Origin of the sequence: Faecousia intestinalis (assembly GCF_040096185.1) — a bacterium.
GTDB lineage: Bacteria > Bacillota > Clostridia > Oscillospirales > Oscillospiraceae > JAZOXB01.
On record NZ_JBBMFF010000090.1, the window covers coordinates 1 to 1873 of the forward strand.

1 protein-coding gene is annotated in these 1873 nt (G+C 65.7%); it reads left to right on the plus strand.

Annotated features, from left to right (window positions below):
- The coding region (locus WMO66_RS01610) for an S-layer homology domain-containing protein (protein WP_349134666.1) at positions 1-1746 on the plus strand (1746 nt) is incomplete at its 5' end.
- Positions 1747-1873 lie beyond the last annotated feature (127 nt).

Sequence of the window (1873 nt, forward strand, 5' to 3'; positions counted from 1 at the left end):
AGCGGCGACGCGATCAAGGCTGCCCGCGCCGCCTATGACGCCCTGACCGACACGCAGAAGGAACTGGTCAAGAACTATGAAAAGCTGCTCGCTGCCGAGGAGCTGTATGAGGAACTGACGGCATCGGCTGCGGCAATCGCCCAGAAGGCCGCTGAGGAAGCCAGGAAGGCACAGGAAGAGGCCGAAGCCGCGCAGAAGGCTGCCGAGGAAGCCGTTGAGGCCGCCAAGGCCGCGCAGGAGGCCGCTGAGGCCGCCGCTGCCAAGGCCGGTGAGAACAACGCCGCTGCCGAGGAAGCCCGCAAGGCTGCTGAGACCGCGCAGGCCGCTGCCGAGGCCGCACAGGCCAAGGCCGAAGAAGCCCAGAAGAAGGCTGAAGAGGCCAAGGCAGGCGCTGACGCTGCCCAGAAGGCTGCCGAGGAGAACAACGCCGCTGCTGCCGCTGAGGCTGCCAAGGCTGTCGCCGAGGCCGTGAAGGCTGCGGAAGAGGCAGGCCGCTCCGCGCAGAGCGCCGCACAGGCTGCTCAGAGCGCTGCGCAGGCTGCCGACAGCATGCTGAAGGCACAGGAAGCCCAGGCTGCCGCCGAGGCTGCGCAGGCTGCTGCCGAAGCCGCCAAGGCAAGAGCCGAAGAGGCTCAGAAGAAGGCCGAGGAGGCCGCTGCTTCCAGCGCCGAGGACAAGGAAGCTGCCGAGCGCGCCAAGGTTGAGGCCGAGGCCGCGAAGAAGGCTGCCGAGGATGCCCAGAAGGCCGCAGAGGAAGCAAAGGCCGCTGCCGAGCTGGCGCTCGAGGCTGCGAAGAAGTCCGAGGTCGAGGCTGCTGCCTCTGCCGCCGAGGCTGCCGAGTATGCCCGCCAGATGGCCGAGACCTATCAGAAGGTCGTTGAGATCAAGGCTGAGCTCATCGATTATCTGGCCGAGGCCCAGGCTGCTGCCGAAAAGGCAGAGGCCGAGCGCAAGGCTGCCGAAGAGGCCCGCAAGGCTGCCGAGGAAGCTGCGCTTGCCGCTTCCAAGTATGCCGCCTCCTTCGAGCTGGCACAGCTCCTGCATGAGAGCGAGACCCTGACCGGCCACGCCCGTGAGGATTATGCCAAGGTCATCGAGGACGCCAAGGCTGCCATCGAAGCCGCCAAGACGCCCGAGGAGGTCGACGAGATCCTTGCGGCCGCACGCGAGGCCCTCAAGACCGCAGGCTGCCCGAGCACGAACTTCACCGATGTGGAGGAGAATGGCTGGTATCATACCGGCGTCGACTTCATGGTGAGAAACGGCTTCATGAACGGCGTCGCGGACGACGAGTTCGATGTGAACGGCAGTCTGACCCGCGCCCAGCTCGTGACGATCCTCTATCGCATCGCGGGCGAGCCGGAGAGCACGGCCACGAACCCGTTTGCCGACGTGGCAGACGGTCAGTGGTACACGAACGCTGTCATCTGGGCAGCGGAGAACGGCATCGTCAAGGGCGTGAACACCACGACGTTCGCCCCGAACGACCAGATCACCCGTGAGCAGATCGCGACGATCCTCTTCCGCTATGCCAAGGCGGAGAAGGTCGAGGGCAAGCTCGCCGGTTTCCCGGATGCTGAGAAGGTCTCCGATTACGCCGCCGACGCCATGGCGTGGGCAGTGGAGCAGGGCCTCATCAACGGTATCTCCGAGAGCGACGGCAAGACCTACCTCGCCCCGCAGGAGACCGCGACCCGCGCCCAGATCGCCGTCATTCTGATGCGCTATCTGACTGCGGAGAACTGATCCAAAAAAATCCCTGTCCGCTGATGCGGGCAGGGGAGGAGCCGCCCACCCGGGCGGCTCCTTTTTGACTTTTGCGGCGCGCTGTCGATCGTACCCTTATTGTAGGGGAGCGGCATGCCGCTCCCGG